Source organism: Streptococcus infantis (genome assembly GCF_047463635.1).
Lineage (GTDB): Bacteria > Bacillota > Bacilli > Lactobacillales > Streptococcaceae > Streptococcus > Streptococcus infantis_W.
On the sequence record NZ_JASHDL010000005.1, the window covers coordinates 112,136 to 135,514 of the forward strand.

Sequence of the window (23,379 nt, forward strand, 5' to 3'; positions counted from 1 at the left end):
ATAATAAACTAATTAAGAGGCTTGTACTAAAAATCCACAAGAAATGAACTTGTGGATCTTTTTATATTCTAAATGAACTCAAAGCATATGAGAATCAAAGGCGTGCATTCAACTCAGCACCCAGCTCTTCAAAGCCTGGTTTCCCAAGAAGAGCAAACATGTTTTTCTTATAAGCTTCAACTCCAGGCTGGTCAAATGGATTGATACCATTCAGGTAGCCAGAAAGAGCAATAGCCAACTCAAAGAAGTAAATAGTGTAGCCCAAAGTGAACTCATCTTGCTCAGGCAGTGTCACAAACATATTTGGAACTCCACCATCAGTGTGTGCTAACAGCACTCCATCTGTAGCTTTTTTATTGACAAAGTCAACATCTTTTCCTTGCAAGTAGCCAAGACCGTCCAAGTCTTCTGCCAATTCAGGAATCAGCACATTTTTGCGAGGTTTATCTACACGGATAACTGTTTCAAAGAGGATACGGGTACCTTCCTGGATAAATTGTCCCAGAGAGTGCAAGTCTGTTGAGAAGTTAGCTGAAGTTGGATAAATCCCTTTTTGGTCTTTCCCTTCTGACTCACCAGCCAGTTGCTTCCACCACTCAGAGAAGTATTGCAGAGATGGTTCATAGTTAGCTAGAACTTCTGTCAGATAACCTTTACGGTACAAGATATTGCGTACAACTGCATATTGATATGCTTCATTTTCAGCCAACTTATCAGAAGCATAAGCCTTGCGAGCAGCATTTGCTCCTTCCATTAACTTGCTGATATCAGCTCCTGCAGCTGCGATTGGCAAGAGCCCCACTGCTGTCAATACTGTAAAACGACCACCTACACTATCAGGCACTACAAAAGTATCCCAGCCATTAGCATCTGCTTCAACCTTAACTGCACCTTTAGCGCGGTCTGTAGTTGCGTAGATACGTTGGTTAGCTTCTTCTTGACCGTACTTCTTAACCAAGAGTTCTTTGAAGACACGGAAAGCAATAGCCGGTTCAGTTGTTGTACCTGATTTAGAAATCACGTTTACTGAGAAATCTTTGTCTGATACATAGTCTACCAAATCAGCCAAATAGCTTGAAGAGATAGAGTTTCCAGCATAGAGGATCTGAGGTGCCTTGCGTTCTTCCTTTCTTTGCAAGTTTACAAATGAATTATTCAAGAAATCAATAGCTGCACGAGCTCCTAAATAGGAACCACCAATACCGATTACGATCAATACCTCACTATCAGATTGGATTTTAGCAGCAGCCTTTTGAATACGAGCAAATTCATCTTTGTCATATTCTTCAGGTAAGTTCAACCAGCCAGTCATTTCTGCCCCAGGACCTGTACCATTTCTCAGAGCAGAATCTGCTGCAGTCACTTGAGGCTGCATATAATCTAGTTCATGTGGTGCAACAAATTTATCTAATACTTTTGAATAATCAAATTTAATATGTGACATAATATTCCTCCAAAATTTCTTCTCTTCTATCATAACCCTTACCTTAGATTTTTTCAAGTTTTTATACTGAATTTTTCCAAATTTTATCATAATTTAAACATTTGCGTAAAAAATGTTACAATATTAAAATTTGAACGAAATAAGACAAAAAAACGACTAGGTTTCCAGTCGTTATAATTCATTCAATAAATACTCAAATAATTCTAAGTTGCCATCTTCTTCATTGACCAAAAATTCTGGATGCCACTGGAGACCAATAATACGGTGCTCATCAATAGATTCGATTGCTTCAACAGTTTGATCACGTGGATCCACAGCCGTCACGCGGAAATTGGGTGCCAGATCTTTAATGCTCTGACGATGCACTGAATTAACCTGACTTTCTTTACCAAACAATTTAGATACAACACTTCCATCCACTGTCTCAATAGAATGTGAAGTTCCAAAAGGTAGACCTTGCCAATGACCTTCAATATCCTGATTGAGTGTCCCACCAAAGGCAACATTGACAAGCTGAACGCCACGGCAAATGGCTAAGATTGGTTTGTTCTGACGCAAGGCTTCTTGTAGAAGAGCTAGCTCAAACTCGTCGCGAGCTAGGTTATAATCATCACTATCAATTGTTTTTTCCTCACCATAAAACTGAGGATGGACATTTTGCCCTCCAGTCAAGATAAGCTTGTCTATCATTTCTACATAGTCGTGCACAACTGACTCATCACCAACCGGAATGACCAAAGGAAGTCCGCCAACCTGACGAATACTCTCAGCAAATTTACAAGAGACTGATGAATGAATATTTTTTCCTTCTGCGTCCACAGGACATAGGTTTGCCGCTACTCCAACAACCGTTCTTACCATTACTGACTTCCTTTCGTTCTCCATTGATAATCTTATCTTATCACCCTTACCCACTCCTGTCTAATATGTATTTTTTAAGTCCGTGATAAAATTTTTTTATCAGAAAAAGTTGCCCAAAATTAGGACAACTTTTTTGCTTATTCAAAGACAAATTGATTATGGTACAGTTCGGAGTAAAAGCCTCCAAGCTTGAGCAATTCGTGATGATTTCCTTGTTCAATAACCTCACCATCCTTAAGGACAATGATCTGATCGGCATTGAGAATAGTTTTCAAGCGATGGGCAATCACAAAACTAGTTCTTCCTGCTACAATTGCCTCCATGGCATTTTGAATCTTGCTCTCTGTTACAGTATCCACGTTTGATGTTGCCTCATCCAAAATTAAGACCTGAGGATCTGTCATCAAGGTACGAGCAATAGAAATCAACTGCTTCTGACCGGTCGAGAAGACGCTCTGATCATCATTAATCAGAGTATCGTACTTATCTGGTAGGCTTTCGATATATTCATGGATATGCGTAGCCTTAGCAGCTGCTTCTACCATCTCCTGACTAGCATCCGGTACACCGAATCGAATATTGTCACGAATAGTTCCGCTAAATAAAACAGAGTCCTGTAGGACAATTCCTACCTTACTTCGCAAACTGTCTAAATCAAACTCGCGAATATCTGTTCCATCTAAACTGATACTACCTGCATCCACATCATAAAAACGATTGATTAAGTTCATGATGGTTGTTTTCCCTGACCCTGTCGGACCAACAACCGCAATCATTTTCCCTTTTGGAGCTGAAATGCTGACATCTTTTAGAATCGGTTTCCCTGGCAGGTAGGAGAAGTCCACGTTACGAATCTCCACACCTTCTCGCAATTCTGTGAAAACTGGAGCATCTTGAGGACGAATTTCTTCTTCTGCATCAAACATTTCTTGGATACGTTCCGCACCTGTAAAGGCCAGTTGCAAACTTCCCCAGCTCGCTGCCAATTGGATAATGGGTTGGTAATATTGCTGAGAAAACTGGGTAAACATGACAATCAAACCCAGAGCAGTTGCTGTCTCGATGTTCTTATCATTCAGTAAGATAGCTGAACCGATAAAAATAACAATAGCTGTATTGACCAAGCTCATTCCGTTCATGACAGGAAAGAGAATTCCTGAAAACATTCTGCCCTTGAAAGTGGCCTTTCGAACCCGTTCATTTTGCTCAACAAAACCTGCAATCACATCTTCTTGAATGCCCTGAACTATAACGGCTTTTTGACCTGAAATACTCTCATCCATATAAGCATTGAGCTTCCCAACCTCTTTTTGCTGAAGATTGGTATATTTTCTTGCCAATTTCAAAATGACAATCAACATGATGACAACTATTGGAGTGCTAGCAATCGTAATCAAAGCCAAGGTCACATTTTTTGCGAACATGACAATCAACAAACCAATATAAAGGGCAATATTGGTCATAACAGACACCAGACTTTCGTTGAAAGCCTGTAGGATGTTATCCAAATCACTGGTAAAACGTGACAGGATATCACCATCTTGATGGCGATCAAAGAAGGAAACAGTCAAGCGAGAAAGCTTGCCAAAAAGTCCCTTACGCATCTCATTTGTCGATTCGGCAATAATACGGCTCATCAAAACCATATAGATAAGACTCGACACCACGAGCACAATCAAAATATAGGCAAGATTGATTAGGAGTCCCAATAGGCTTTGCCAAACCATATCAGGATTTCCATTTTGATAAGCTATAACCAAATTAGCCAGTTCTGTGACTGTTTGACCTGCAAATACTGGAAAGAGGGCTTGTGCAATCGTTGCAATGACAATCATAGCAATAACAACGACAAAGGATATCTTATAAACTTTAAAATAGTTCCAAAAGAATTCAAATGTCTTCATTCTACTCCTCCTTTCCTTTTTGCGTCTCGTAAATTTCACGATAAACTGGGTTTGTTGCAACCAAGTCAGTGTGTTTGCCTTGACCAATCAAGCGACCTTGGTCAAGCACTAAAATTTTATCAGCATGCACAACAGAGCTAATCTTTTGTGCGATGATAATCGTAGTCGTCCCCTTCAAATCCTTGTTGAGGGCTTCTTGAACCAAACGTTCCGATTTGGCATCAAGTGCAGAGGTTGAATCATCAAAAATCAATATCTTTGGATTGCTAACAATCCCACGCGCAATAGACATTCTTTGTTTTTGTCCACCAGAAAAGTTAGTCCCACGTTCCTCAACCAGACTTTCAAAGGCCAAGTCCATACGACTAATAAATTCACTGGCCTGGGCGATGCGAGCTGCGCGTTCCATTTCTGAAACTGTCGCATCTCCCTTTCCTTGTCTGAGATTATCTGCGATGGTTCCACTAAAGAGAATGGCTTTTTGTAGGACGATAGAAACTGTCTTACGAAGCGTCCCTTCACTAACTGTTCGAATGTCCTTTCCACCAATCTTTATCGAACCTTGCTGAGGATCAAATAATCGTGGAATCAACTGAGCCAAGGTTGATTTCCCTGCACCAGTTGCTCCGACAACCCCAACCATTTCACCAGCTGCGATATCGAAGGATACATCTTTTAGGATAGGTTCTTCATCATTTGGATAGGTAAAGGTCACATTTTCAAAACTGAGACTTCCTTCCAATTCTTCATCTTCCACATCATTGAAAGTCATAGCTGGTTCTGTATCAAGGATTTCACGAATACGACGAAGGGAAATCATGGCACGAGTAACTGAGTTCCCCAAAAATCCAACCATGACGATGGTAAAGATAATCTGACTCAGGTAGTTTACAAAGGAAGCAATGGAACCAACTACTGACGGATCTGACTCTGCCATACCTGCTACAAGCCAGATTGAAAGAAAGACAGCCCCGTATGAAATCATCATCATTACAGGTTGAACGATAGAAAAGGCGTAGCCGATATAAAGGTTTTCACCCAGTAATTCATCCGATACCTGCGTAAACTTAGCAAACTGATCTTTTTCTCGAACAAAAGATTTAACCACACGCACACCACGCAAGTTTTCTTTAGCAATGGCATTGATACGCTCTAGTAAGGTCTGGAACTTTGAAAAGCGTGGTCCCACCACTCCCATCATAAAACCCATTATGACAACAATAAGAACGACCATGAGAACTAGCACCCACCATAGAGAAGGTAGGGTGACAACTGCTAGAATAAAGGAACCGATAAACAAAAGTGGTAGTCGAAAGAGAATTTGGAAGGTCATCATGACTACGTTTTGAATCTGGTTGATGTCATTGGTCATACGCACAACAAGATTCCCTGCGTTAAATTCCTCAATATTGGCATATGAAAAAGTTTGAATCTTACGAAAGGCATCTTCCCGTAAGTCTGACGAAACTCCTTGAGCAATGTAGGCGGCTAACACAACATTGATGCCACCTGCAATCAAACCAATCAATGCAACAAGGATTAACCAAAAACCAATATGATAAATAGCTTCATTATCACCTGTTAGCAGTGCCTCTAAAACTTTCTGCAAATAACGTGGTTGCAAAAGTGAACTCGTTACCATTAGACCTGTCATAATTAAGGAAGCTAGAGCCTGCCATTTATAGGCTTTTATTTTCTGAAACAGCATATTTCCCCCTTCTAAGATAGACAACAGGGAACGACAACTCTGTCAGTCCCTTCTTATGCTTTCATGTTGATGCTATTCTAACAAAAAAGAATGCTATTGTCAAAGCACTCAGCTCTCGCAAGCTTGTACAAGCACGACATCAGCATTCTATTGAATCATCTAAAACATCTTCTAATTTAAGTAGAGAATTTTTATTGTTCTGAACTAGCTTGCTCTTCTAGTTTAGCTCGTCCAATTTCACGGTAGCTACGGTCGCCAACAATCTTGACTGAGAACTGACCATCCTGGTACTCAAGAATCGTCACACTTCCATTATCAAGGCCATGTGGATGCATTCCGTTGATTAAATAAACAATGGTTCCAATAGTCATTCCATGGCTGACTACGAGAGCATTTCCTCCCCCATTAGCTTCCATTTCCTTAGCAATGGCTTCAAAACCTTCCCAGATACGCCCACTTAGTTTTTCCCAGCCTTCAGCCCAGCCTGCTGTATCCACTTCTACCAGACCTTCAGCCAGCTCAGCATAGGACAAACGATGCACATGATCGACATTAAAGATACGCGGAATGATCCCCATAAAAAGGTCTCCATCATAAGCACCATCAAAACTACCAAAGCACCATTCACGGATTCGCTTATCCATACGATAAGGAATTTGCCCTGTTAAACCTAGTTCCTCAAGGATAATTCCCATAGTCTGAATGGTCCGTCCAGAGTCGCTTGAATAAGCACGCTCAAATCTTAAACCAGACTCACGCAAGCCAATCCCCAATTCATGAATGCCTCGTTCCCCTTCAGCTGTCAGTGGAGTATCACTCCAACCTTGAGCACGCCCAATCGTATTAAACATTGTTTTCCCATGACGCACTAGATACAATTTTACACTTGACATATTCTGTCCTCCATATGTATCTATTATAGCATGATTTCAGGTAAAAACCTCGTCCTAACCCACTGAGTCCAACATCACCACTTAAACTAGATTTTACAAATCTAATAATCTATGTCTTATCATTCTTAGAAGGAGCAACTTTAGATGTCTCGGTGTCCTCTTTTTTTACCTGTTCTTCTTTTGACTTTTTTTCTGTTTTCTTCGTCTTATTGTCGGTCTTTTTCAAAGGTGGAAATTGAAATTCAAATTGATTTTTTCCAGTGTCAACAATCGTTGTAAAACCCTTTTGGTCATTACGATAAGTTGCCTTTCCTGCATTAAAGGACTGCTCTCCATTTTCAGAAGTAGCTTTTTCATAGGTTCTCTTAGCCATAGCATAAGCCACCAGTTTCTCTTTATTTAAGACATAATCCTGATGATAAGCTACTTGCCGGTTCAGATAAAATTGCAACAGAAGACTAAAAATTCCAGCAATAGTGATAGCGTATAGGAGAACTCCTGCTCTAACTTTTTTCTTTTTCAACACGATAGATAAACTCCCTCTCTAGTCCCTTTTCAAACTGAAAATTGAAATAGACATTTTGCCCTTTTTGGTAAATATGAGCTGATTTCAGACCGTAGACCATGGGTTGATAACCACGTCCACTAGCATCTGTTTTCCGGAAATCATTTGACTTTGATTTACCCATGGAAATGGGCTTCCCTTCCTGTTTGAGGTAAAGCCTATCATTCTCCACTTTTTCAAATTGGGCTCGATTCAGCTCTGCTTCCAGCTGATCCACAAATAAGAGCCATTCTTTTTGCTCACTTTTCTGCTGGTAGCGAACTTCTGAAACCAAGAGTTGGCTCATAGATTGAAAAAGAAGCAAACTCCCACTAATCACAATAAGAGCAACCAGGGATTCTAAAAGTGTAAAAGCTCTGACTCTACTTATCTTGAATCGCCAGTAATTTCTCCGTTCCATGGTGTACCTCCAAACCTTGCTCATTCGAGACAACATGAACCGTAAGGCCATTGACGGTCAACTGCTTTTGTCCAGTCTGCAAAGCCATACGAGCCACTCGCAAAACTTCTTCCTGTTTTAGAAGCTCTGCTTCTCTTTTTCTACTTTCTTGAATCTGCCCCAGCAAGAGGGTTGCAATACTGGCAAAAATGGCTAGTGAAATCACTGCTTCCAGTAAAATAACCGCCTTAATTTTTTGCTTCTTAAATACGTTTAATCTTTCCATTTCCTAGATATAGTTGGTAGCGAACCACTTCTTTCCTTGTTTGAAATCTGATGCTAACCAGATATGAACTACCTCCAGCCTTATCAAATGTTATTGACTGATGTGACTGAAGCTGAATCCCTTTAGGAATGGCTAACTTTTGATAGCCATTACTAATACTCCTCTCTTCTAATATTAAATTCATCTTTTGTTGACTAGCCAGACTTCGTTTCTGGGTTTCTCGATAAAGTTCCTCAAACTCCATAAAGAAAATTTGTTCTTCCACAGTTGCAAAAGTGGATTGAACTGAACTTGACAAACCCAAAGCCAAAATGCTGACTATCCCTAAAACCAATAGACTTTCTAGCATGGTAAAAGCCCTAATCCGCAACTGTTTGACTTGTCTTTTGTTTATCATGATACTCTTTGTAAGCTTTTGCTTGCTCAGCAGTGATACGTCCATCTGCCTGTAATTTGCTTAGACTAGCATCTTCATTTTTATCCAGACTATACAGTTCTGCTTGACTTTCTACCACCTTGACGACAGCTGCTTTACCCTTGTCATTCACTGCATCCTTTTGCTTAGTAAGATTTGGCACAAACAGTAAGAGTAGAATACTAATGATGAGCAATACGACCAACATTTCTACAAGAGTGAAAGCTTTTGCCTTCGCTTCTTTTAATTTCATCAACATTTTTTTCATCTAAAAATTAACCTCCATATTTTGATACATGGGCAGCAACATAGCTGCATACAATAAAACGATTAGCAGGGCTACAAAAATAAAGACCAGTGGTTGAACAAGGTTCATGGTCCGATTGACTCGGGTAAAGAAGGATTCCCAGGTTTTTTCCGCATAGATTTCCAATTCGCTCCCCAGTTTGGATTTGACCTCTCCGTATTCAATGATTAAACCCAACTCTCTTCTAAAGAAAGGATAATGTTGCACAACTTTCGAAAATTCATGCCCATTTTGCAAGGCTTGATCTAAATCTTGTCCTATTTCCCTAAAAAGAGGATTTCCTTGCTCCTGCATCATCTGGAAAATCTGTGATAGCTCCAGACCTTGACCAATCATATTACCCCATTCTCGAGCATAATAGGCAGTTAGATAATACTGAATAAACACACCTAGAAAGGGGATTCTAGCTAGAAAAGAAAATACTTGTATCTTCCTAGATTTTCTGTAGAATATCAGTCCTGTTAAAGATACTAGACCTAGCAATAGAGTAATACCAAGAAAAATCTGTGGCAGGTTACTAATCACTAAGGTAGCTATGTTGCTACTATCCAGTTGAGGCAAGAGATAATTACGCAAACCCATCATAATGAGCAGTAAGAAAACTAACAAAATGACTGGATAGGTCGCAACTTCGATTAACTTCTTCTTGACCTTAGCTAGATTATCCAAATATTCTTCAATTTTCCCCAAACTCAAATGGAGATTTCCATGAACTTCAGCCAATGAAAGTTGCGTGACAATCGCACTCGAGAAACCTAAATGACCCATCATTCCCGAAAAAGACTTTCCCTGCGCAAGTCCTAGACGCATCTGCGATACATAGTCCTTTTCCAACAAGAGACTTCTATCTAGAAAGGAAATGATTTCTACCAGGTGAAAACCACTAGAAAATAAATTGTTAAAGAGAGTGATGATTTTCTTCTGCTTACTGGTAGCTAATTTTCTCCGTTTCAGCTTGAAGGGCAGTGATATGTCCTTCTTTAAGAAGCTGGTCAATTTGTCCATTCCACTTTTCTGCCTGGTGTTCTTGATAATTTCCATTTGCAACGTCAATGATTCCTCCTCCTCCGATTAGTCTCTGGTAACAAACACCTTGTAAAACAACTGCAAGTTCATCTTCACTGACACCAAGTTCTAAGAGGCGCTCATAAACCCCACGAACACTCTTGGCATGGATTGTCGAGAATACCGTGGCACCTGTCAGACTAGCTCGTACAACGGCACGGGCTGTTTCACTATCTCGAATTTCTCCAATGATTAAAAGATCTGGACGATGTCGTAGGGAAAGTTTTATCAAGTTTTCATAGCTCAGTCCGATAGCTTCATTGAGCTGTAATTGCAGCATCTCTTCCTGCTTAATTTCTACTGGATCTTCAATGGACATGACCTGCCGACCCTTAAACAATGACTTGGCTAATTCATGCATCAAAGTAGTTTTACCACTTCCTACAGGTCCTGCAAATAGATAAAGGCCGCGTTGCCTAAAGCCCTTTTCCAGTTCCTTAAGGTCTTGAAACCAGAAGCGCAACTCTTGTTCTTGATCATGCAAAAGCCGGATAACTAGACTCTCATGACCACGATAATCTCCTACCGTCGATAAACGTAGTGAAGAACGCTTACCATCATGCTGATAATCACAGGAACCAAGCTGACTACGGCGTTTTTCTCCAACGTTCATCCCCGCAATAAACTTAAAATGATTAATGACGGCCCCCAACTTTTCAAAGTCATAGGTGCTAATCAAATGTCTCTCATCTCCAACTCGCATATGTAGCTCGTAAATCTTTTCTTTAGGAATAAAATAGATGTCCTGGGCTCCCTGTTTTTTGGCCAGTGTAATCAATTCTTGTGCAAGTATTTGTACCATATCTTCCTCCTCATTCTTACTATTCGAAGAAAATATAAAAAAGAAGAAACAACTTCATTAAAAAATTGTTTCTTCTTTTTTTATGCGACAAGTACGGTGGATTTCTAAACCAGTCTGCTTTTCGTAACCAGGTCTAAATTTTTCATCAGGAATGACTTGACCATCTTCCAACAAAGCCAAGGAATGATATTGCTGAAGAAATTCATCGCATTCTTCACACCAGCGTTTATCTTCTGGATCCCAAAAAATAGTCATCAAGTCTCCCCTACTTTTGTAAAGAGGAATCTCCTTTTCTAACTCAAACCAACAAGACTTATAATATTTCAAGGCGTCATAATAGTTATCAAATTTTTTGCTCGCAATGACGTCGTCTTCCCAGCCTTCTATAAACCACCACGGTTCAAAATCTCCGTACATTTTTATAACTCGATACATAGATTAACTTCCTTTGTACCGTATATTATAGCGAAATTTTGAGAACAATGAAAGAATTTTGCTCATTTTCACGAATTATATAACATTTTCAAAAAATCCAGCTATTCTAAAACGAATAACTGGATTTAAAAACAAGATTAACCTTCTGAAATATCGTTTTCAATGATCACTTTAATTGCATGATGATCGGCGGCCTTACTAAATACTTCATAGGCCTTTTCTATTTCACTAAGTTTGAAATAATGAGTTACCAATTTTTCAGGTTCAATTTTATGACTTTCTAAGGCTTTCAAAAGCTGAGGAGTTGTATTGGTAGAAACCAACCCAGTAGTAACATTAATGTTACGAATCCAAAGAGTGTCCAAATCAAACTGAACTGGTTTACCATGCACACCACAGTTGGCTACTGTTCCACCTACACCGATAATCTTTTGACAGAGATCAAACGTTGCAGGAATTCCTACCGCCTCAATAGCGACATCTACACCTCGACCATCTGTCAAATCATAAATTTCTTGTATTGCTTTTTCAGGGTCTGAAGAATTAATCTTATGAGTAGCACCGAAAGAAACTGCAGTATCCAAACGGTTATCGTCTAGGTCCACCATAATCAATTTAGCTGGTGAATAGAATTGTGCCGTCAAAAGAGCTGCCAACCCAACTGGCCCTGAACCAACGATAGCTACACTACAGCCAGGCTCAACTTTCCCTTTTAAGACACCAATTTCATAGCCAGTTGGCAAGATATCAGATAACATAACTAAGGCTTCATCAGACAAGTCAGATGGAGTATGATAAAGAGTATTATCAGCATGAGGCACACGAAGATATTCTGCTTGCATACCGTCAATCAAATGTCCAAAAATCCATCCACCTTCGTCTTCACAGTGAGCATAGATTCCTTTTTTACAATAGTAACACTTGCCACATGCACAAACGCAAGAAATTAAAACCTTATCACCCTTTTTGAAGTTTGAAACTCCTGCTCCGACTTCCTCTACAATACCAATTCCTTCATGTCCTAGGATAGTTCCACTCTTACAAGCAGGAACGTCCCCTTTAATAATATGAAGGTCAGTACCACAAATAGTAGTCTTAACGATACGCACAATAGCATCTGTTGGCTTGCGAATAACTGGTTTGTCAACATCAACAAATGACGCAAGACCTGGTTTAACGTAAGTATAAGCTTTCATAAGCAATCCTCCGCTTTTTTATTTGTATTATTTATATCACAATTGTAAGCCTTTTCAATTAAAAAATCAAGTGATTTGTGAAAGAAATAACAAATTTATTTTAAAAAAAGAAGAAACTAAACAAGTTTCTTCTTTAGAAATTATGCTTGATAACGTTTTTCACCATCTAGATAAGTTGCTACTAATTCCAAATCTTTATCTAACACGATAAAGTCTGCATCGTAGCCTTCACGAATTTGTCCACAGACGTCATCGATATGAACTGATTTAGCTGGGTTCAGACTAGCCATCATGACTGCTTCATGAGGATTTGCAATTCCCCACTCAACGACATTTTTCAAACCATCTTTAAGTTTGAGAATGGAACCTGCCAAGTTACCTGTAGATTTAAGGCGAGCAGTCCCATTTGCAACTACAACTGGAAATTCACCTAACATATAATCGCCATCTTGCAAACCACCTGCTGTCATACAGTCGGTAATAAGAGCAATATTTTCAGTTCCTTTTTGTTTAAGAAGAATTTCGCAAGCCTTAGGATCCACGTGATGACCATCACAAATCAATTCTGCATAAGTGTGTGGTAACTCATACATAGCACCAACCATACCAAGTTCGCGGTGTGTTAAGCCACGCATTCCATTATAGGCATGAACCCAAACACTAGCCCCGGCATCAACAGCTTTTTTAGCTTCATCAAATGTAGCATTAGAGTGACCAAGAGCTACAGTTACACCTTCATCAGTAATAGTACGTACAAAATCCTCAACCCCATCACGTTCAGGTGCAAGAGCAATTTTATTAAGAAGACCATTAGCAGCCTTCTGCCAAGCGCGGAACTCATCCATACGTGGATCTTTCATATAGGCAGGGTTTTGAGCCCCCTTAAATTCCTCGGTGAAGTAAGGTCCTTCAAAATAAATACCACGAATCTTAGCACCAGATGCTTCTTGATAGCGTGCACCAATGTTTTCAGTAACAGCCAGCAATTGTTCGTATGATGAAGTTAGTGTAGTTGGTAGGAAACTAGTAACACCTGTGCTAAGAAGACCTTCACTCATCGTATGAAGAGTCCCTTCAATATTATTATCCATGACATCCACACCACCAAAACCATGAATGTGGGTGTCAACGAGACCCGGTGCAATACTATAACCAGAATAATCTAAAATTTCAGCATCCTCAGAAATCTCTTCAACATGCTTACCAAACTTACCATCAATAAGTTCCAAATAACCTCCACGACGAATACCATGTGGATAGAAAAATTGATCAGCTTTAATATACTTAGGCATAATGATAACCCCCTTAAGAAATAATCTACTATTTATTATGTCAATTACATTATAAACCTTTCAAAACAATTTGTAAATGGTATAGACCTTTTTTAGTGAAATTTTAATAAATTATTCAACAAAAAAGACAAGGTCCAAAAACCTTGTCTTTAATACTATACCGGCGGCCGGGGTCGAACCGGCACGTCCTTGCGGACACTGGATTTTGAGTTCAATTCCTACATTTTTTGAAACTTACAACCTTGATTTAATAAGGTTTTAAGACGTTTGAATTTTATAAAATAGGCACTTTTTCCAAATTTCAGTAACTTTTAGGTAACACCCCATACCTTATCGTTCTAAGAGCATCATCGGAGAATAGACGAAGTGTTCAAACAGGTTATATTCATCTAGAGGTACTCAAGACAGTTGTACGTTCATTTGAGGTATATGGAATGTTAATAAACTAGACATAAATTAGGTCTAATTTTTGTATAAATGACTCTAATATTTTTCTTTTAGAAAATTCCTAAAGCATTTTTTACTACTCTAATACCATCATCAATACTTCCGGCATACTGGATGTTTTGTTTAGCTTGGTTAATTTGAAAATCTGAAACATATGTTCCTGGTGTCAAACTTTGACTATCAAATCCATTCGAAACTGTAAACGTGTATTTCCCAGTCCAATCTTTTTCAACAGTTAATGTAACCATTTTATTTTCTCCTTTAATTAGGGTAAGTGTTTTTTATTATTATAACATAAATAACTCTTTAGCCCAAGAATTTGATAGTTCGTTTTCTAACAAAACTTTTTCTTGCCATATACCAGAATATTTTAAACCACAATCTTTAGCAGAATTTTTATGATTACCATTTATATTCTCAGGCATAAGTGCCGGTATTTCTTTCCAGATGCTTCTTGATTTACCACTCATTGTTAATACTCTACCATCATGAAAATTAAAATTACCATAGCCTTTTTTTTGAGGTAAAAACGATAAGTTTTCACTTGGTATATATAGCATATTAGATTTCAAACTACTCATATGTTCTAAAGAATGAGGATGAAATGGGTACATATTCTGCAAACATTCTTTATCATTCGTCATGTCACCAATTTGCAAATAACCATAAATGATATTTAAATCAGGAGCATTTTTCTTAAAACGCAATGTTCCATTATGAATATCTCCTTCAGTTTGTCTAAACCATCCAAAAAATAGAAAAAGGTCACCGATAGAAACATTCTGATTTCGTAATATTCCCTGAGAACTTTTAATTTGACCAAATGCTGGTCTCCAATTAGAAACAGAATTATTCCTAACATTTTCTCTTATGTCCGGGTCAAGATGGCAATTAAAATGGTTTGTTTTATCTTCCTTCCCTTTTAATTGTTTTAATATATCTGAATATAATACCCCATTATAGTTTAAATCGTCAAAAGATATAGTGTCCATTTTAGCAGGTATTGGTAATGAAAGTAGGGTTCCATCAGGTAGTATAGGACTAGGGATACCACCATTAGATGAATCAAATCCTTTTCTTGATAAAATTATTTTCAAAATTCTTTTCCTCGTATAAAGAATGGGTGATAAGGCAAATCCATTACTTTGTTTTGTGAACCAAGTATAGTCTCAGCAAATTCCATTAATTCTAATACATCAGTAAATCTCTCTTCCGAGTTATAAAATCCATTTTTGGCATTCCATCTTGGGAATGGTTTTCCATTTATTCTCGCTCGTTCTCCCATCGGAAAAAAATCTAAAATTTCTTTGGGAATTTTAAGTGGAGACTTACCAAAATAATTAAAACGGTCTGCAAGAATCACTACTTCATTCATAAAACTTGATTGGTTTAATCCATTCTTTTCAATCATCCATTGATAAGTATAAGCATCTCTTCTATTATTAGATTTTGGAGATAGTAAATATTCTTTCATTGTTAAAATTTCACTAATTTTAGCAACAAAAATTAGATGATTATATTTTGGAGTGATAAACATTCCTTGCTCATCTCTCCATTGTTTCCCATCGTTTGAATGCCCTGCTACAGCCATTATGTAAGCATCTACAGACTTCGAGTTTATTTTTTCAGCCCAGTTCTTTTTAATATTCCTTCTTAACTGAAGCATACACCCTCCTTCGGTAAGAAGATGGGGTGTTGTATCATAATTTTCTGTAAAAACACAAGGATTGATTCCATAATCATGAGTCATTCTATAGCAGTAAAAAATGGTTTGTTTATCCACTTATTTATCTCCTAATCTCCAAAATTTTTTGTATTCTAATTAAATATAGTATATCAAAAATACTTTTTTGAAGAAAGAAATTTTGGGTTCAATTCCCACATTTTTTGAAACTTAAAATCTTGATTTAATAATGTTTTAGGACTTTTCAATTTTATAAAATAGATTCTTTTTTTAAATTTTAGTAACTTTTAGGTGACTGAAAAGAAGTCTCAATTTGATGTTCTATGACACTAAAAATATCTTATAAATAAATAATTTAATGGTATACTAACATTAAGTAACTATATCCTACAAGCTCATCATTATAATACTAAAGCAGATATGGGAAATTATGATTTAACAAAAAACTTCGATGGTATAAAAACCTAATTAATAGAAAGGAGTGCCACGTATATGTCAAACCAAAGATTTCATACCCCTAACATTGAAATAGAACCATATCAATACGATATGGCTCTGGACTATATTAAAACGTATAGACCTTCTGATGAAATTAATAGTTTAATTGAAACCTATTTAATCCTAAAACTGTTAAGAACAGAAAATGAATTTTCTGAATTCAAACATCTAATTAAAAAATTTCAAAGTGATTTATCTATGAATTTCCCAATTACCATTTTTGAAATAGACTATGATAGCATTGATGTTTTTTATAAAGATGTCTTCTGGGAATTAGTACTAGACTTAGAAAAAATTAATAAAGATGATGTTAGTCAGTTTGAATCATACATTAAAAAATATAATATCCAGACAATAAATCTTAAAAATATTACAAAACTGATTGACCTATTTCCGCAAGTTATCAAAGAAAATTTTCTCTCTCTGTCCAGAAATATAGAATTTTTCTTGAATCATCAATCAGGAAAATTCACAGATTCTAATGGTTTATACGTTAAATTAGGTATCACAAATGAAGAGATAAATAATCTAGCAAGAGAATACTGTCAGACAGATAGTATTAACCCCAACTATTTACAATCAATTGTTGAGTATAAAAAATTAAGCAAATATGAGTTTGATGATGAAATTAAGCTTTTAGCTAAAAGAAAAAGTGATAAATTTTGGGAAAAACATTTTGAAACTAATGAAGGGTTCCAATACTCCATATCAGTTGGTATCGAGTCTTTAGATTCTGATAAATTATATGAGCCTATTAAAAATGGTATTCTTTTAAATAAAATTATACTAGATGAACATCTTGATTTTCCGACATTATTAAATAATTATATTTATTTACTTGGCTTCTTTAATCATGAAACGGGATTGCCTTGGCTAGTTGCGAATGAAGAAACATTCAGTTTCACTCGTTACTTTTCTCACAAATCAAACGCTCATTATGATTCTTATTTTCCTCAATTAAAACTTTGTCACAATTTGTTATTTCGGGCATATTTTGATTACTTAAAACAAAATGAAATTGATGTTGAAGAGATAATAGAATGGTATTTCAATATTTACCTTGAAACAGAGTTAGATATAAAAGGTTTTCATTTCCATGCTTCCAATAAAGAATCTTCTTATTACGAAAGAGGAAAATCGATAATTTGTGAAATGGATAGTATCTTAGACCAATACGAACTATTTGTTAGAAATGGGGAAATCAACCAAGATTTATTAGAGATTAAATCTAAATCCTCCTCTTATGCTTCATTAAAATCATTCAATGAGAAAAAATTTTTAAAATTGAGCAATAATCCTGATAATTCCGCCTTGTTCTCTGCGCTTTTTTCTGACCAAAGTACACTTAGCTTAATTTCATCGAAAAAAGAACATAAAACCTTCTTCAAACATATAAAAGAAGGTGTGAAGATTACAGATTTTGATGATTATCAGGTAAGACAAATAAATATTCTAATAGAAAAGAATTTTTTAAAACTATCAAACGATATAATAAAGTTTTCAAATTTCCAAGAAATTAACATTTTGAATAAATTATGGAAGTCAGGTACGTATTGCCTATACTATAAAGATAGATTGATACTAGACATTGCAGAAGACCTTTGTAAGAAAGGGTATTGTGAATATTCAGATAATCTTTTTTCTGAATATGAAAGTAATTATTTATCTTATATTTTGGATGATAAAAAATATGGTAACGGATTAAAGATAAGAAATAAATTTTCTCATGGTAAATTTGTTTATAAAAAAGAAGAAGAACATTTACAAAATTATTTAGAGTTACTTCAGATTGTCATTTTTTATGTGATGAGAATCAATGATGAATTGGAGTACTATACAACTTTAAAACACTCTTATAAGTGATACTAAATTCTAGTGAACTATTAAGTTGAGTAAAAGAAAATAGCCTTATCAAAAAGATAAGGCTATTTTTTTATTACATTATAAACTATTTTCTACATACTCATATTTAGCTTGAACTTCATCAAAGATTTTAATTAAATTGTATATTAATTTGGAAAATCTTGAAACTCCAATTGCACTTCTTTAAAAATAGTGTTAATTACTTCTCGTTCAATTTTATCTAAGTTATGCTCTACAATTAAATTATTCTTTAAGTTTAGCAAACCAATTTTATCATTTCTTTGCATTATTTCAAATAAAATGGCAAATTTAAAGCTATCTCTTTCTTCTTTAGACCAATTTTTTATATCACTTACATCATAGTCATCTAAAAATCTAACTAATCTTGCTTTTGAATATATTGTTTGCCCTAACAACTCATCAGTAGTCGTATTAAAAATTTGAGCTATTTTAACAACGTTTTCCAGTTTGGGTTCCGTCTTTCCATTTTCCCAGTCACTGTATGTATTTCGTTTTACACCCAATAATTCAGCTATTTCTTGCTGTTTTAGGCCCTTATTCTTTCTTAATCTCTTTATATTATCTCCAAAAATGCTCATATTTTCTCCTAATTAATTTAAAATGTCGAAAAAAACGACATTTTTCTTGACAATCTCTAAAATCGGGTGTATTATAATTATGTCGGATAATCCGACGTTTTCCAAAAGATAAAAATTTAAACGGAGGTAAATGCCTATGATTGTATTAAAAAGTCTTTGATAATCACTACAAAATCAAAGACTAAACAAAATTTTTCTAAAATCATTATACCACACTTTCCGTTAGAACGGGGGGAATATGGATATAAATAAACTTGTTTCTACGGTTGACGGTTTAAACTCTGTCAGTACTGCCAAAAAATGGATAACCTTGATAAAGGAAATTAGTGGTCATGAGTTTAAAAAAGTTCAAGCAAGGAATAGTCGGCAGTTTGTGAGTTTTTATAACTTCACTGATGATGATGTTGAGGATTTCAAGACAATTGCTTATTTGAAAAATGAGATGTCATTAAAAGATGCTATAAGGGAAACTTATGGAGATATTCATAAACATAAGGAATACACTCTTATTCAGCAACTTGAAACCCTTAAAGAAGATTTTATTACCTTGAATGATAATTTTAAGAATTTGTATTCTAGTAATAAAAAACTGCAAATGAAATTTCAACGATTGGAAAAAGAGCAAGAAGAAATTCTCGCAACACTTGAACGACTTCCATTTGGTGCTTGGGAAAAAGCTCGTAGGAAGTTCGGCAAGTAGGTTCGTTACGGTCGGCGAGTATGTTACCGCAGACCGTAACAAATCGTAAGCGCAAACGAACAACAAAGAGCTTTTTCCAAGGTTGGTGAGGGTGTGTAGTAACACCACCCTCTGCAAGTCAGGTGTATCATCGAAAGAATGCAGTATTATCAGGGGTTTTCACGATTTTTGAGGTGGTGAAAATAGGCAAAAAGTTGAGTCAAAATTTATGGCAAAAAACGAGAATTTACGTTCTGTTTTTGACTGGATTCAAATCCAGTTCAATACATTCGACTTTTCACTAGAAGAAATAGTTGAAGATATCTTATTTCTTGATACAGAGCTATTTATAATAGATAAAGGAAGTCTTAAATACTATGAATATGACTCTCAGATAAACTATGGTAATATCCGTATCTATTATGGGGATGAAGAAAATTCTTTTATGCTTGTCATGTCAGGACAAGCTTTAGAATTCTATCGAGATATGGTTTTAACCCCAAAAGGACTTTCTGAACGACACTTCTTAGATAATCTATATTCCAATTATAAGTCATTTTCAGTAAGAAGAATTGATATCGCAATAGACGATTTTAACGAAGTCCCTTACTTCACTCCAAATCAGCTTGCTAAACTTTGTAAGAAAAATCGATTCCTATATGGTAAGAGCAACGTCTACACTACATACGGAGATGAGAAAACAGGGCAGACCTTATATTTAAGAAGGCCTTCTGATGATGAACGACTTAGAATTTATGATAAACGCTTAGAACAAGCTTCAAAGCTCGGTGTTAGCAAGAGATTTATCAAAAATTGGATAAGAACGGAGTTAGAACTACGTAAAGAGAAAGCTCACTACTTCATTCAAGAATGGCTAAAATCAGAAATAGATATTCTAAACTTTACAAAAGGATATTTAAAGGATAAAGTGAAGTTTTACACTGATAGTCAATTTTCAAAACCTCTTAGGTCTTGGGAAAAATTTCTAGGTGCATCAAAGCCGGTGACTATTATTGTGTCAAAACCAAAAACAGAACTTGAACAAAAATTAGAGTGGCTTGTCTTTAAAGGTTCTGGAGCCATTCTAAGAGCATATAAATTTCTCTATGAAAATGAATTACTATTTGAACTAGAGAAAGAGAACTTTGAAAAGTTAGAAACTTTGGAGTTTCCTCCAGAGCTAGCAAGTCAACTCATAGAAAGGGCAATATCCTTCAAAAGAGAAGACTTGATACCCACAATTAAAGAAAACATCAAAAGGAGAAATTAACTATGGCAAAAATGCTTTCACAAAATGATTGGGATTTCAATAATATTGGAACTAAATTTGAATTGGATGAGGTGCTTCCAAAATTTGAAACTGAAACAAGAGTCGATGAAAATGGCGAGATTATCAAAAATAGTGATGGAAGTGAAAAACGATTTAATACTCAAAATATTATTGGTTGGAAATATAATATCACTATCAAAGATGGACCATTTAAAAAGAAATCAACACAAGTATCTGTTGATAACCCTGAACCATTAGTCGATAATGATTATATTCAAGCAATGGATGAAGTTCCAGTTACATTTGAAAACCTTCGAGTTTCAATGATTAGCAAAACGATGTATTATAAGGCTGATGCTATTCACTTAGTAGACAAGAAACAAAAATAACTACTGAATTAAGGGGAGTTAGTCGCTCCCCTTAGTTTATAAAATAAATTAAGGAAAACCAATGATTAAAACAGTAACAAAAGATGATTTAATTGAACTTGGATTTAGTCCTGGTACTGCTAGAAAAATTATACATACTGGGAAAGTGCTATTAGTCAATCGTGGCTTTGCTATCTATAATAACAAACGAATCGGAACAATTCCTGCAACAATAGCTGAAGAACTACTAGGAATAGAATTACAGAAAGAAGCATAGTAAATGGCCGTTCGTAAAAGCAAAAATGGGACATGGATTGCTGATGTTTCTAGTGGAACGAACCCTATAACACTAATACAACGACGAATTGTTAGAAAAGGATTCAAAACCAAAAAAGAGGCTTTGGAAGCCGAGCGATACTTAAGAAGCGTAGAACTAAAAGAGAAAAATTTTGGCGCAAAAATAACAATAGATATGCTTTATCAATTGTTAAAAGAAGAGGATGAAATAAACAATAGAAAAAAGAGCTATATTGATACTCAAGAAAACAATTATAATAAACATATCAAAGACTATTTTTCAAAAGTCGATAATATAGATAAACTAACTTATGAAGATATATATCAGTTTAGGGAACATTTACGAGAAAAGAATGCTAAAAATTCTGAGAAAAAATTGAGTCCAAATACTATTAATAAAATCATTGTTCTATTAAAGAAAATACTAGATGTTGGATTAAGAAAAGGATATTACAAAGAACATCCAGTAGGTTTATTGAAAAAATTACCGATAGAAAAAAGAAAAATGCAATTTTGGACAGTTAAAGAATTTAAACATTTTCTTTCACTATTCAAGAACGACGAATATAATCTTGAACTACTATTTACAGTACTTTTCTTTACTGGCTTACGACTTGGAGAAGCACTCGCTCTTACTTGGAAAGATATAGAGTTTTCTACAAGTACAATACATGTTAGTAAGTCTATGTACGTGAATAAAGGTGAAGAACACATTAGTTCTACAAAAACTAAATCCGGTACTAGAAGAATCATTATTAATAAAAAGCTTATAGAAACACTAGAAGAATGGAAACAAGAACAGACAGAAAGACTAAGAGAATTTTCAACTGATACTGAAAAACTCCAAATCTTTCAGGATAGTCCAATCACTCTAACAAAAAATTCTATTGAAAAACAATATAAAAAGATTCTAGCTAGAGATAGTTCTTTAAAGAAAATAAGGATTCATGATTTTAGACACTCTCACGCTTCTCTTTTAATAAACCAAGGAGAAGACTACTTAATTGTAAAAGAGAGATTAGGACACGCTTCTATAACCACAACAATTGATACCTACTCCCACTTATACCCAAGTAAACAAAAAGATTTAGCAGATAAACTAGATAATCTATTATAAAAAGAACAGCCAAAATAAGTGCTGTTCTTTTTCTTATTGAAAATAAAATAACTAAGCTCTACCAAAAATTACTTGGTATTTTCACGAACCATTCTTTCAAAATAATTATCTATACTTTCGGAACTTTTAGTTATTCCCTCCGTTTTATACTTTTCTAAACTTTCCTTAATTGCATTCTGAGTGACTTCATTATACTCGGTTATATCTCTCATACGAGGATTATTAACTAAATTTTCTACCATAGCTTCCTCCAATTTTTGATAGATGAGAACTCTATCATTTAAAAAATTCTTTTTCACCAATGAGCCAATATTGGTTTTAGGTGACAATAAATCACTAACTAAAAGAATATCTACATTTCCACTAAAGATGGTCGAAAAATGCCCGTATACATCCATAAATTTCGTTATATCTCCTAATTCTAAAGCAATATCTATATCACTATTTTTGTCTTCTTCTCCTCTTGCATAGGAACCAAACAAGTAGACTTTTGATACGTTATATCGTTTAGCAATAGGCTCAATCTTAGCCTTAATTTCATCTATTGTATAAACCACGAGAACCTCTTTATTACCTAGAAAAATACTTCTAACATCGAAAAGTAAAAATTATTCTTTATCGAAAAATTCAGATACATCTTTTGGATTATTAAAATCAAGTTTAACAAGTTTTGACTTTTCTTTCGCTAGAGATTTAATATCGCTTTTTGCTTGTTCAACTTCGAGCATAGAATAATTTTCTTGATTGTATAACATGATATCTCTCCTTGAATAGTATATACCTATTGTATATTTTTACATAAAACGAATCAAGTTTAATACAAAATATGTTAAATATTTTCTTCCTAATTTAGCAAAAAAAAAATTTGGCTCATTGTCAACTGTAGTGGGTTGAATAAAAACTAACATCTGGAGAGGACAATTGATGTCCTCTTCATTTTTATATTCAGAGCGATGAAAATTCGTTTCTTAAAGTTGTCAAAGTTCCGAAATCCAAAGGCATTTC

Annotated in this window: 27 protein-coding genes; 6 read left to right on the forward strand and 21 right to left on the reverse strand. The window is 35.5% G+C overall.

What is annotated here, in order from left to right; translation table 11 throughout:
• Window positions 1-94 precede the first annotated feature (94 nt).
• The 18 genes from QM867_RS04760 to QM867_RS04845 all read right to left on the reverse strand — a co-directional run bounded on the left by QM867_RS04760 (window position 95) and on the right by QM867_RS04845 (window position 15,749).
• Entirely contained in the window at window positions 95-1,444 is a 1,350-nt protein-coding gene (locus QM867_RS04760; protein ID WP_000018239.1) for a glucose-6-phosphate isomerase, read from the reverse strand.
• A 171-nt stretch (window positions 1,445-1,615) separates the two neighbouring features.
• Window positions 1,616-2,305 (reverse strand): gamma-glutamyl-gamma-aminobutyrate hydrolase family protein, encoded by a 690-nt coding sequence (locus tag QM867_RS04765; protein WP_316717594.1) that lies wholly within the window; start codon window positions 2,303-2,305, stop codon window positions 1,616-1,618.
• A 137-nt stretch (window positions 2,306-2,442) separates the two neighbouring features.
• The gene (locus tag QM867_RS04770; protein ID WP_414315257.1) at window positions 2,443-4,209 is read right to left on the reverse strand and encodes an ABC transporter ATP-binding protein; all 1,767 of its coding nucleotides are present in this window, start codon (window positions 4,207-4,209) and stop codon (window positions 2,443-2,445) included.
• 1 nt (window position 4,210) lies between these two features.
• The gene (locus tag QM867_RS04775) at window positions 4,211-5,917 is read right to left on the reverse strand and encodes an ABC transporter ATP-binding protein (protein WP_414315258.1); all 1,707 of its coding nucleotides are present in this window, start codon (window positions 5,915-5,917) and stop codon (window positions 4,211-4,213) included.
• A 191-nt stretch (window positions 5,918-6,108) separates the two neighbouring features.
• Window positions 6,109-6,810, reverse strand: coding sequence for a histidine phosphatase family protein (locus QM867_RS04780; protein WP_049509191.1), 702 nt, complete (start codon window positions 6,808-6,810; stop codon window positions 6,109-6,111).
• A 109-nt stretch (window positions 6,811-6,919) separates the two neighbouring features.
• Window positions 6,920-7,336, reverse strand: coding sequence for a competence type IV pilus minor pilin ComGG (gene comGG / locus QM867_RS04785; RefSeq protein ID WP_414315259.1), 417 nt, complete (start codon window positions 7,334-7,336; stop codon window positions 6,920-6,922).
• Window positions 7,314-7,775: a competence type IV pilus minor pilin ComGF gene (gene comGF, locus QM867_RS04790; RefSeq protein WP_414315260.1), complete on the reverse strand. Its 462-nt coding sequence runs from the start codon at window positions 7,773-7,775 to the stop codon at window positions 7,314-7,316. The genes comGG and comGF overlap by 23 nt, the downstream gene beginning before the upstream one ends.
• Window positions 7,738-8,040 (reverse strand): competence type IV pilus minor pilin ComGE, encoded by a 303-nt coding sequence (gene comGE, locus QM867_RS04795; protein WP_371608246.1) that lies wholly within the window; start codon window positions 8,038-8,040, stop codon window positions 7,738-7,740. Before comGE ends, comGF begins: the two co-directional genes overlap by 38 nt.
• Window positions 8,018-8,437, reverse strand: a complete 420-nt coding sequence (gene comGD / locus QM867_RS04800; protein WP_371608247.1) for a competence type IV pilus minor pilin ComGD — start codon at window positions 8,435-8,437, stop codon at window positions 8,018-8,020. The genes comGE and comGD overlap by 23 nt, the downstream gene beginning before the upstream one ends.
• On the reverse strand, window positions 8,400-8,723 hold the full coding sequence (gene comGC, locus QM867_RS04805; RefSeq protein WP_075231870.1) for a competence type IV pilus major pilin ComGC: 324 nt from the start codon (window positions 8,721-8,723) through the stop codon (window positions 8,400-8,402). Before comGC ends, comGD begins: the two co-directional genes overlap by 38 nt.
• On the reverse strand, window positions 8,724-9,767 hold the full coding sequence (gene comGB / locus QM867_RS04810; protein WP_075231869.1) for a competence type IV pilus assembly protein ComGB: 1,044 nt from the start codon (window positions 9,765-9,767) through the stop codon (window positions 8,724-8,726).
• A complete protein-coding gene (gene comGA, locus QM867_RS04815) occupies window positions 9,688-10,629 on the reverse strand; it encodes a competence type IV pilus ATPase ComGA (RefSeq protein ID WP_414315261.1) in 942 nt (313 codons plus the stop codon). Before comGA ends, comGB begins: the two co-directional genes overlap by 80 nt.
• 57 nt (window positions 10,630-10,686) lie before the next feature.
• Window positions 10,687-11,064, reverse strand: coding sequence for a DUF1033 family protein (locus QM867_RS04820; protein ID WP_075231867.1), 378 nt, complete (start codon window positions 11,062-11,064; stop codon window positions 10,687-10,689).
• Between the two features lie 137 nt (window positions 11,065-11,201).
• Window positions 11,202-12,260, reverse strand: a complete 1,059-nt coding sequence (locus QM867_RS04825) for a zinc-dependent alcohol dehydrogenase family protein (RefSeq protein WP_315640425.1) — start codon at window positions 12,258-12,260, stop codon at window positions 11,202-11,204.
• 140 nt (window positions 12,261-12,400) lie between these two features.
• The gene (gene nagA / locus QM867_RS04830) at window positions 12,401-13,552 is read right to left on the reverse strand and encodes an N-acetylglucosamine-6-phosphate deacetylase (protein ID WP_414315262.1); all 1,152 of its coding nucleotides are present in this window, start codon (window positions 13,550-13,552) and stop codon (window positions 12,401-12,403) included.
• Window positions 13,553-14,049: 497 nt separating this feature from the next.
• Entirely contained in the window at window positions 14,050-14,247 is a 198-nt protein-coding gene (locus QM867_RS04835) for a hypothetical protein (RefSeq protein WP_315640423.1), read from the reverse strand.
• 39 nt (window positions 14,248-14,286) lie between these two features.
• Complete coding sequence (locus QM867_RS04840; RefSeq protein ID WP_315640422.1) at window positions 14,287-15,096, reverse strand: hypothetical protein; 810 nt, start codon at window positions 15,094-15,096, stop codon at window positions 14,287-14,289.
• Entirely contained in the window at window positions 15,093-15,749 is a 657-nt protein-coding gene (locus QM867_RS04845) for a hypothetical protein (RefSeq protein WP_045760166.1), read from the reverse strand. Before QM867_RS04845 ends, QM867_RS04840 begins: the two co-directional genes overlap by 4 nt.
• Before the next feature lie 426 nt (window positions 15,750-16,175).
• Here QM867_RS04845 and QM867_RS04850 point away from each other — a divergent pair, with 426 nt between their 5' ends.
• The gene (locus QM867_RS04850; protein ID WP_414315263.1) at window positions 16,176-18,044 is read left to right on the forward strand and encodes a hypothetical protein; all 1,869 of its coding nucleotides are present in this window, start codon (window positions 16,176-16,178) and stop codon (window positions 18,042-18,044) included.
• Between the two features lie 146 nt (window positions 18,045-18,190).
• Here QM867_RS04850 and QM867_RS04855 read toward each other — a convergent pair whose 3' ends face one another.
• The gene (locus QM867_RS04855) at window positions 18,191-18,643 is read right to left on the reverse strand and encodes a helix-turn-helix domain-containing protein (RefSeq protein ID WP_187539654.1); all 453 of its coding nucleotides are present in this window, start codon (window positions 18,641-18,643) and stop codon (window positions 18,191-18,193) included.
• Between the two features lie 238 nt (window positions 18,644-18,881).
• Here QM867_RS04855 and QM867_RS04860 point away from each other — a divergent pair, with 238 nt between their 5' ends.
• The 5 genes from QM867_RS04860 to QM867_RS04880 all read left to right on the forward strand — a co-directional run bounded on the left by QM867_RS04860 (window position 18,882) and on the right by QM867_RS04880 (window position 22,374).
• Entirely contained in the window at window positions 18,882-19,343 is a 462-nt protein-coding gene (locus QM867_RS04860; protein WP_223339727.1) for a hypothetical protein, read from the forward strand.
• 208 nt (window positions 19,344-19,551) lie between these two features.
• On the forward strand, window positions 19,552-20,592 hold the full coding sequence (locus QM867_RS04865; RefSeq protein ID WP_414258628.1) for a replication initiation factor domain-containing protein: 1,041 nt from the start codon (window positions 19,552-19,554) through the stop codon (window positions 20,590-20,592).
• 2 nt (window positions 20,593-20,594) lie between these two features.
• Window positions 20,595-20,981, forward strand: a complete 387-nt coding sequence (locus QM867_RS04870; RefSeq protein ID WP_414258629.1) for a hypothetical protein — start codon at window positions 20,595-20,597, stop codon at window positions 20,979-20,981.
• A 61-nt stretch (window positions 20,982-21,042) separates the two neighbouring features.
• The gene (locus QM867_RS04875; RefSeq protein WP_006144810.1) at window positions 21,043-21,237 is read left to right on the forward strand and encodes a DUF3173 domain-containing protein; all 195 of its coding nucleotides are present in this window, start codon (window positions 21,043-21,045) and stop codon (window positions 21,235-21,237) included.
• A gap of 3 nt (window positions 21,238-21,240) precedes the next feature.
• Entirely contained in the window at window positions 21,241-22,374 is a 1,134-nt protein-coding gene (locus QM867_RS04880) for a site-specific integrase (RefSeq protein ID WP_315640418.1), read from the forward strand.
• Between the two features lie 68 nt (window positions 22,375-22,442).
• On the opposite strand, the gene QM867_RS04885 is transcribed toward QM867_RS04880, so the two are convergent.
• Window positions 22,443-22,931, reverse strand: coding sequence for a nucleotidyltransferase family protein (locus QM867_RS04885; RefSeq protein ID WP_414315264.1), 489 nt, complete (start codon window positions 22,929-22,931; stop codon window positions 22,443-22,445).
• Window positions 22,932-22,982: 51 nt separating this feature from the next.
• Complete coding sequence (locus QM867_RS04890) at window positions 22,983-23,129, reverse strand: hypothetical protein (protein ID WP_006144804.1); 147 nt, start codon at window positions 23,127-23,129, stop codon at window positions 22,983-22,985.
• Window positions 23,130-23,379: the final 250 nt, after the last annotated feature.

Bases quoted from the DNA above. Each gene is read 5' to 3' on its own strand.
- nagA (WP_414315262.1), bottom strand. From the start codon at position 13,552: ATGCCTAAGTATATTAAAGCTGATCAATTTTTCTATCCACATGGTATT.
- QM867_RS04845 (WP_045760166.1), bottom strand. From the start codon at position 15,749: ATGACTCATGATTATGGAATCAATCCTTGTGTTTTTACAGAAAATTAT.
- comGA (WP_414315261.1), bottom strand. From the start codon at position 10,629: ATGGTACAAATACTTGCACAAGAATTGATTACACTGGCCAAAAAACAG.
- QM867_RS04860 (WP_223339727.1), top strand. From the start codon at position 18,882: ATGGATATAAATAAACTTGTTTCTACGGTTGACGGTTTAAACTCTGTC.
- QM867_RS04820 (WP_075231867.1), bottom strand. From the start codon at position 11,064: ATGTATCGAGTTATAAAAATGTACGGAGATTTTGAACCGTGGTGGTTT.
- QM867_RS04780 (WP_049509191.1), bottom strand. From the start codon at position 6,810: ATGTCAAGTGTAAAATTGTATCTAGTGCGTCATGGGAAAACAATGTTT.
- comGE (WP_371608246.1), bottom strand. From the start codon at position 8,040: ATGGAAAGATTAAACGTATTTAAGAAGCAAAAAATTAAGGCGGTTATT.
- QM867_RS04825 (WP_315640425.1), bottom strand. From the start codon at position 12,260: ATGAAAGCTTATACTTACGTTAAACCAGGTCTTGCGTCATTTGTTGAT.
- QM867_RS04875 (WP_006144810.1), top strand. From the start codon at position 21,043: ATGATTAAAACAGTAACAAAAGATGATTTAATTGAACTTGGATTTAGT.
- QM867_RS04760 (WP_000018239.1), bottom strand. From the start codon at position 1,444: ATGTCACATATTAAATTTGATTATTCAAAAGTATTAGATAAATTTGTT.
- QM867_RS04765 (WP_316717594.1), bottom strand. From the start codon at position 2,305: ATGGTAAGAACGGTTGTTGGAGTAGCGGCAAACCTATGTCCTGTGGAC.
- QM867_RS04870 (WP_414258629.1), top strand. From the start codon at position 20,595: ATGGCAAAAATGCTTTCACAAAATGATTGGGATTTCAATAATATTGGA.
- QM867_RS04770 (WP_414315257.1), bottom strand. From the start codon at position 4,209: ATGAAGACATTTGAATTCTTTTGGAACTATTTTAAAGTTTATAAGATA.
- QM867_RS04890 (WP_006144804.1), bottom strand. From the start codon at position 23,129: ATGTTATACAATCAAGAAAATTATTCTATGCTCGAAGTTGAACAAGCA.
- QM867_RS04835 (WP_315640423.1), bottom strand. From the start codon at position 14,247: ATGGTTACATTAACTGTTGAAAAAGATTGGACTGGGAAATACACGTTT.
- QM867_RS04775 (WP_414315258.1), bottom strand. From the start codon at position 5,917: ATGCTGTTTCAGAAAATAAAAGCCTATAAATGGCAGGCTCTAGCTTCC.
- comGF (WP_414315260.1), bottom strand. From the start codon at position 7,775: ATGGAACGGAGAAATTACTGGCGATTCAAGATAAGTAGAGTCAGAGCT.
- QM867_RS04865 (WP_414258628.1), top strand. From the start codon at position 19,552: ATGGCAAAAAACGAGAATTTACGTTCTGTTTTTGACTGGATTCAAATC.
- comGD (WP_371608247.1), bottom strand. From the start codon at position 8,437: ATGATAAACAAAAGACAAGTCAAACAGTTGCGGATTAGGGCTTTTACC.
- QM867_RS04855 (WP_187539654.1), bottom strand. From the start codon at position 18,643: ATGAGCATTTTTGGAGATAATATAAAGAGATTAAGAAAGAATAAGGGC.
- comGC (WP_075231870.1), bottom strand. From the start codon at position 8,723: ATGAAAAAAATGTTGATGAAATTAAAAGAAGCGAAGGCAAAAGCTTTC.
- QM867_RS04850 (WP_414315263.1), top strand. From the start codon at position 16,176: ATGTCAAACCAAAGATTTCATACCCCTAACATTGAAATAGAACCATAT.
- QM867_RS04880 (WP_315640418.1), top strand. From the start codon at position 21,241: ATGGCCGTTCGTAAAAGCAAAAATGGGACATGGATTGCTGATGTTTCT.
- comGB (WP_075231869.1), bottom strand. From the start codon at position 9,767: ATGGACAAATTGACCAGCTTCTTAAAGAAGGACATATCACTGCCCTTC.